The organism is Allorhodopirellula heiligendammensis (assembly GCF_007860105.1).
In the GTDB taxonomy this organism is placed as follows: domain Bacteria; phylum Planctomycetota; class Planctomycetia; order Pirellulales; family Pirellulaceae; genus Rhodopirellula; species Rhodopirellula heiligendammensis.
In genome coordinates, this window is the sequence record NZ_SJPU01000017.1 from 1 (window position 1) to 6,541 (window position 6,541).

9 protein-coding genes are annotated in these 6,541 nt (G+C 54.3%); 2 read left to right on the forward strand and 7 right to left on the reverse strand.

Annotated features, from left to right (window positions below):
• The first annotated feature begins 65 nt into the window (after window positions 1-65).
• The gene (locus tag Poly21_RS26515) at window positions 66-815 is read left to right on the forward strand and encodes a reverse transcriptase domain-containing protein (protein ID WP_436967529.1); all 750 of its coding nucleotides are present in this window, start codon (window positions 66-68) and stop codon (window positions 813-815) included.
• A 114-nt stretch (window positions 816-929) separates the two neighbouring features.
• Here the strand turns inward: Poly21_RS26515 and Poly21_RS26520 are convergent, their stop codons facing one another.
• Both Poly21_RS26520 and Poly21_RS26525 read right to left on the reverse strand, forming a co-directional pair.
• Complete coding sequence (locus Poly21_RS26520) at window positions 930-1,364, reverse strand: hypothetical protein (RefSeq protein ID WP_146410085.1); 435 nt, start codon at window positions 1,362-1,364, stop codon at window positions 930-932.
• 435 nt (window positions 1,365-1,799) lie between these two features.
• On the reverse strand, window positions 1,800-2,339 hold the full coding sequence (locus tag Poly21_RS26525; protein ID WP_146410086.1) for a hypothetical protein: 540 nt from the start codon (window positions 2,337-2,339) through the stop codon (window positions 1,800-1,802).
• A 599-nt stretch (window positions 2,340-2,938) separates the two neighbouring features.
• On the opposite strand from Poly21_RS26525, the gene Poly21_RS28105 reads away from it, so the two are divergent.
• A complete protein-coding gene (locus tag Poly21_RS28105) occupies window positions 2,939-3,163 on the forward strand; it encodes a hypothetical protein (protein ID WP_302120746.1) in 225 nt (74 codons plus the stop codon).
• A 2-nt stretch (window positions 3,164-3,165) separates the two neighbouring features.
• Here the strand turns inward: Poly21_RS28105 and Poly21_RS26530 are convergent, their stop codons facing one another.
• The 5 genes from Poly21_RS26530 to Poly21_RS28115 form a co-directional block, all read right to left on the reverse strand.
• Window positions 3,166-3,501 (reverse strand): hypothetical protein, encoded by a 336-nt coding sequence (locus tag Poly21_RS26530; RefSeq protein ID WP_146410087.1) that lies wholly within the window; start codon window positions 3,499-3,501, stop codon window positions 3,166-3,168.
• A 37-nt stretch (window positions 3,502-3,538) separates the two neighbouring features.
• Window positions 3,539-3,685 (reverse strand): hypothetical protein, encoded by a 147-nt coding sequence (locus Poly21_RS28110; RefSeq protein ID WP_302120748.1) that lies wholly within the window; start codon window positions 3,683-3,685, stop codon window positions 3,539-3,541.
• A gap of 150 nt (window positions 3,686-3,835) precedes the next feature.
• Entirely contained in the window at window positions 3,836-5,362 is a 1,527-nt protein-coding gene (ltrA, locus tag Poly21_RS26535; RefSeq protein ID WP_146410088.1) for a group II intron reverse transcriptase/maturase, read from the reverse strand.
• 398 nt (window positions 5,363-5,760) lie between these two features.
• Window positions 5,761-6,285, reverse strand: coding sequence for a hypothetical protein (locus tag Poly21_RS26540; protein ID WP_302120751.1), 525 nt, complete (start codon window positions 6,283-6,285; stop codon window positions 5,761-5,763).
• 65 nt (window positions 6,286-6,350) lie between these two features.
• A partial coding sequence (locus tag Poly21_RS28115) for a hypothetical protein (protein WP_302120753.1) occupies window positions 6,351-6,541 on the reverse strand: 191 nt, incomplete at its 5' end.

The window sequence follows — 6,541 nt, forward strand, 5'->3', positions numbered from 1 at the left end:
GATTGACAACGTCGTTGTCGAGCCAGATCAAATTCGGATCGTGTACCGAATCAACTTCCCCCTTTTTGCGAAGAAAACTAGCAAAAACGGAAAAGAGAAAGTTTTGCACTTTTGTTGGAGGAGCGCTTTCACCCTTGTTAGCCAACATTCTGTTGGATGATCTTGACAAGGAACTCGAAGCGCGAGGACTGAACTTTGTACGTTATGCCGATGACTTCCTGGTGTTCGTAAAATCAGATGTCGCGGCCCGACGAGTGTTCGCTTCGGTCGAACGTTACCTCACAACGAAACTGAAACTGGCCGTTAACCGCGAGAAAAGTCGCGTGTGCCGTACCGATGGTGTCGAATTCCTCGGCTACCAGTTCCACGGCTACGGTGGCCAGATCCGTGTGAGTCCCAAGAACGTAAAGAAGTTCAAACAGCGGGCAAGCGAAATCTTGCGTCGCAATCGCGGCATTTCGATGACGCGACGCCTGAATGAACTTCGTCTCTATCTGCGAGGTTGGATTGATTATTTCGTGTTAGAACAACGCAAGAGCTTAGCGATGACGTTGGACAAGTGGCTACGGCGACGCGTCCGCGCGTGTTACTGGATCAACTGGCGCTTACCACGCACTCGGTTGAAGAAGTTGAAAGCTCTGGGCGTTTCACACGACGAAGCCTACCCCTTTGCCCATAGTGGCAAAGGCCCTTGGCGTCTCTCGATGACGTCTGGTGTTCAGCGTGCGATGTCGAACACTTGGCTGACTGGTCAGGGCCTGTTTGTATTAGCAGACCGATGGAGCGAGCTTGCTCCGAAGCGACGAACCGCCTAGTGCGGTCCCGCATGCTAGGTGGTGTGGGAGGGGTCCCGGGTAACCGGGCCCCTATCCCGATTGTGATGGTTACGTGATTCTTTCTTCCGCCCGCAAACCTTGCCGCGAGTTAGCCTATTGTACACGAACGGGTGGGAGTCCGATTATTGACCGGTGTTCGTTTCTCGCACCGCGTGTCCGTTCCATGTTCTCATGCCACCATTGTTCGAGTTGCGACACGTCGCGAGCCATTAAGTCATCGTAGAAAAGGGAGACGGGTAGTCCAATCTCAGACAGAGCATCGTGGACCGAAATGATGTCGACCTCGGGATCCTTCGCGGCGTCCAAGAGTGTTGGCACAGCATCATCTCCGATGCACGCGAGAGCGCGGGCTGCGTGAAGTACCGGTATCCGGTCCTCACGACTGCATGGTCCCTTCCAGCGATATTCAGGATTTCGCAGTTCGACCGCAAGCTGGTCGACTGGCGGGACGTCATACGATTCGCCGCAACCCGCAACGGCAAACAGCAGGAGAGCGAACAATTGGCTAGATTTATGAAGTGTGTTCAATTCAACTCACGTAACGGTTGCGACAACCGAGTCGCGACGAGTGATTCTCAATTGCCAACAACGGCGATTCCGCGACTTCGGTTCGTCGCATTGTTACGAGTCGTTTATTGTAGCGTAGTACCCGTGGGCTTACCCGCAGCTTCGATCCGACACACGCACTGCGTCACAGTCATCGATTTGACAGGCGTCGGACAATGCCCCGCAGGGCAGGCGTTGGTTCGTGCCCCGCAGGGCGTGTGCGTCGTGCCCCGCAGGGCTGGCGTTGGTTGTCACGACTCGGCGTCGGACGATGCCCCGCAGGGCACACTTCGCTTCAATACCAGCTTGATCTCGTAATCGTCACGCGTCACCCGGTACGCGCGAAAGATTCTCAACTTCGAAACGGCCGGCTCGCGTACTCGGGTGCACGCGCTGGTTATCCGCCGGTACGGTTCATCAGTCCATCGCATGAGATCTCGCTGACCGCTCAGCTGAAAACACTTGAGTCGGTCTAACGACCCAGTATGTCCGAGATACATCTTCAGCACCACCTTCGTATGTTTGGATCACGTCAACAACGATCGAGGCCTTTTCGAGTGCAAATGTCGCGTCAATCGCAACCGTTTCGGCGGGAGCACTCGGATCACCCGGCATAAGATGCGGAAGAACTTGAGTTTCGTAGGTGTTGTTCTCCATCACGACCATTACACCGTCGGGCATAGTAATGTCCTTGCCGGCGGAGTCAACAAGTTTGACAAATGCGTCACTCGGTTGGACCAGTACGGTTTTTCGTTGATGACCAATTGATACTTGAGTATCAGAACCACCATCAGAGCAGCCAACAGATGCGAAGGCAACGATAAACCAAACAGTACGACGCAGATGGTAGTGATTGGTCACGTTGCTCTCGATCGGATAACGGTTGCGACAACCGAGTCGCGACGAGTGATTCTCAATTGCCAACAACGGCGACTCCGCGACTTCGGTTCGTCGCATTGTTACGAGTCGTTTAGTATAGCGTAGTACCCGTGGGCTTACCCGCAGCTTCGATCCGACACGAGCACTGCGTCACAGTCACCGATTTGACAGGCGTTGGACAATGCCCCGCAGGGCATGCGTTGGTTGATGCCCCGCAGGGCAGTGTTGCTTCGTGCCCCGCAGGGCGTGTGCGTCGTGCCCCGCAGGGCATGCGTTGGTTGTCACGACTCGGCGTCGGACGATGCCCCGCAGGGCACACTTGGCTTCCATACCAGCTTCATCTCGTAACGCTGGCCATCAGCGGGCCGCGACGAGCGATTCAACCACTGCCAAAACGTCTGACACGCGGCTCCGTTGAATGGCATTGTTATTTGCCGGACATGGGTGAGCCACCGTCTTTGGCTTTCGGACTCTCGCGTGCAGCTGATCGCCGGAGTGACCACCAGCATACGATCCAAAGCACTAAGCATACCAGAGATAGCGGAAGTAAAAAGCTCGTTGCGATTAAAGAGTACCGAATTGTGTCAGCCAACTCTTCCGGGCGAGGAGTTGGGTTCCCCGCCCCAATGGAGTAAAAGGCCCGAACCATCCCGACCGCTGATCCCAACGGACCAACTATGACGCATAGAACGGCCGCAACACCAGATGTCGATTTTATGCGTTTTGTCAGCTTGCTCGGCGGTTGGTTGTCGCTTGCGTCTTCAACGCTCGCCGCTGGGGTGTACGGTGAGAGATGTTGTCCGGCCACTGAAGCAGATTACGTATCGGGTGAGGGAACTGAATCTCAATCAAATAACGTTTGGGATCACGTGGTCGCCGCGAAAGACGTTCCACTTCAATAAACTTAACTCGGCGACTCACGCGCATCCCTTGGTTCTGCCTTCTCGATCGGCAGTTGCACGGTCATCGACGCCCACTGTGCGAAGGCTGATGATACAGCATTGTAGACAGCGTCATGGGTTCCCTTGGGACCAGAATCTATTGGATGGTACGCAAACTGATCCACTCGGATGTTCCAGTCCCGCAAATCAACGTCGTAATTGCGAGCAAACCGGTCGATGGCAATCCTCGCGTATTCTTCTAGAAACGATGCGTCGCCCTCGATTTGATTACCGGTCAAACGTTCCGTCAGTTCGATAGCGATCACACCTTTTGACTCGTGCGCACGTGAAATCTTCACCGTAGCGCCATCAAATCGCTCGGCACCCGCGGCCTGTCTAATCAAGTATGCAGATCCGATTGCGTGCATGTTTCGATGGCAGAACGTTCGGGATCAGCGGGCGGCGGGAGTAGACATTGAACTCACCAGAAACCGCACCACCGCCGCTCCGGGTGAGTAGATCGAAGTCTTTCGAGGTTAGCATAGTGTTGATTTCCTCCGTTTCCTAGCGGTTTCCCGCGCAAGGTGCCCGATCAACCTATCCATTCTCAATTGAAAATTCGACCCCTCCCAGAACCGGACTTGCGCCGTTAACGCATCCGGCTCCCAGCCATCACCTGTCACCATTAACATGTCAGTTGCTCCGCGTCATTGCAATCAAATCCGTGATCTTTCCAGGCGTCGCAAGCGGGTGACGCTTGCAGTACGTGCGGAATTCATCCCAGCTCACGTAAGTGCTCTGGCTGCGACGGTTCAGCCAACGACGAGCAAGCCATTTGACTTGCTCCAAGAACACCATCAACTCCGGCCAATTGTCATTGATCGAGTAGTATTGATAGTGCCCTCGTAATTTCGCGTTGAGCTTCTTCCAGACTTCGCTTTGTCGCTCAATGAGTACCGAGTGAAACCACTCTTTCATATCTTGCAGCTTCTGTCGCAGTTTCTTCCTCGCTGTTCGCCTTGTCAGTTTGAATTTGCCTGAGCGGCTGACGCCGCAGTAATGAGTGAAACCGAGGAAGTCAAAAGTGCCTGGACGCCCTTCGCCATGTCGGGCGGAATCCCGCTCAGCGAAACGTCCGAAACGAAGCAGCTTTGTCTTATCCTCTGCAACCTCCAACGAAAACCGGCCCAGCCTTTTCGACAATACCGTTTGGAATGCCCGTGCATCGGATTCGTATTGAAAACAGCAGATGAAATCATCCGCGTAGCGAACCAAATACGCTTCACCTTTGATCGCGCCTTTGACGTCTCGCTCGAACCATTGGTCCAAGACGTAGTGCAAGTACACGTTCGCAAGCAAAGGGGACAGACAGGAGCCTTGAGGCACCCCGTCTTCGGTAGCCGAAAGCTGACCGCCGATCAGCACACCGCATTTCAGAAATGACGTGATCAAGGTCAACAGTCTCGGGTCACTGATGCGAATTCGCAGTAGTTCAACAAGACTCTTGTGCGACACGTTATCAAAGAAGCCTTTGATGTCGGCGTCACTCACCCAGTTCACTTTCTTCGTCGCGATGATTTGACCAAGAGTCGCGAGTGCTTGGTGGCATGACCGACCGGGCCGGAAGCCGTACGAAGCTTCGTGAAAATCTGCTTCATATACTGGCTCCAAGATCATCACAACGGCGCGTTGTACGATCTTATCTTCCACTGCCGATATACCCAGCGGTCGCGTCTTGCCATTCCCCTTGGGGATGTCTTTCCGCACACTGGACTGGGGCTTGTAGGTGCCACGATGTAGCCGAGACTCAAGATCCCGCAAGTTCTCATGCAGGTTCTCTTCGTAGTCCTCGACGCTGACGTGGTCCGCCCCGCTCGCTTTTCCTCGTTTGAGTCGCCGGAATGCGAACCACAGCAACTCAGCAGTGAGCAGCGTGAAGAGATTACTGAAAACCTCTTTTGGTGTGGATTCCGCGCGAGTGGTGATGCGATCCAGACGATCCGCAACCGATGATCTGCCTCGGGGTGCAGGCGGCTGTGAATCCGAATCGCGTGATGGCCTCGTCGCCTTCCCTGCACCGGCATTACCCGGCTTCACTCCACCCGATTGGCCCTCGGGCTTCAACGGTACTATGCAACGATCCGACTCCCTGCGAGTCCTTTGCCGTTCTTGCTTTTCCAGCTTGGCAGGCATACTCGGTCGTTTATGTTTGGTTTTCATTTAACGATCAAGAACTCGAATCTCAGGGTCTCACTGGTTACCTTGACGACGTGATGTATAGCGCGAGTGGGCCTTCGACTCCGGGACTTCTCAATCCGCTCGCCTGTGACGCGGATCGAGATATTGCCTTCCAGCATGCAAACACCTTGGGCAGTATCCGACTAACCATGATTTCGGAGCTCAATACCATTCAGGGCCAGGTAGACCAACCTGTGCCTTTCACCCTCACTACCTTTCTGTGTACACTTCAACCGACCTGTTACCAGGCAAGCTGCAACACTCGATACTGGGCGCGTGGCTAACGCTTACCCAGACGGGAGTCACACCCGCTCATCGTCAAACTATTTCCAGTCCGTACGTGCATCCCATGGTTCGTCCGTATTCGAGGGGTTGTCCGATCAATCCGTCATCTGGAAGTACAGGACACCGTTTTCGTCATCAACGAATATCGTCGGCCGATGTGAGAATTGACCATCGGCAGACTCATAAAGTGTACCAAGAGCATTAGACGGCGGCAGCATCCAGTCAGCATCAATTCCAAATCCGGTCTTGTACAGTTTGATTTCGTGATCATTTATTGGTGATCCGGAACTCGTTGTTTTCTGGAGCGGCGGTTTGTCCCAGTGGGCCGTAAATTCAGCTTGAGCGTGCGTGTGCAAATCGGTAACAGGTGCCGAGAAGCGATAGATCAGAAGCCGGCCACCCATACCGACCGAAGCACGGCAGTAGCGAACATTTGTCGCCGTCTCGGGAAGTGAGGCAGACAGCGTGGCCGCGATTGCGTCCGGAGTTACGTTTGTAAATCCGTTTGATTGTGTTACGTGCGGTCGGTTCATCCCGACAACCAGCAAGATTGAGAACGCGGCAAATAGAACGCCGATCCCAACGACGCATCGGAAAAACCATCGCCATAGCGTTTCCATGTGGCGTCTCACTCTGTCGGACGAACGTTGCGGATCACTCGGTCGGCGCGAGAGATTTTCCATTTTCAAGACGCCCGACTCGCCGACTCGAGTGCATCCGTTGGTTCGCCTTCCGCTGCAACGTCCACGATGCTACAAGCGGCAAGCACAGTAAGAAACGTGGCGAGAATCAAAGGAACGATCCCGTGGTGTGTGTACATCAGCATAATGGGCCGTTGAGACAGGCCGAACAATACCAACAGCAGTGTCAGAGCCA

What these genes read in the sequence shown, in the direction of transcription:
- Poly21_RS28110 (WP_302120748.1), bottom strand. Translation starts at nt 3,685, where the DNA reads ATGCTAACCTCGAAAGACTTCGATCTACTCACCCGGAGCGGCGGTGGT.
- ltrA (WP_146410088.1), bottom strand. Translation starts at nt 5,362, where the DNA reads ATGAAAACCAAACATAAACGACCGAGTATGCCTGCCAAGCTGGAAAAG.
- Poly21_RS28105 (WP_302120746.1), top strand. Translation starts at nt 2,939, where the DNA reads ATGACGCATAGAACGGCCGCAACACCAGATGTCGATTTTATGCGTTTT.
- Poly21_RS26540 (WP_302120751.1), bottom strand. Translation starts at nt 6,285, where the DNA reads ATGGAAACGCTATGGCGATGGTTTTTCCGATGCGTCGTTGGGATCGGC.
- Poly21_RS26525 (WP_146410086.1), bottom strand. Translation starts at nt 2,339, where the DNA reads ATGCGACGAACCGAAGTCGCGGAGTCGCCGTTGTTGGCAATTGAGAAT.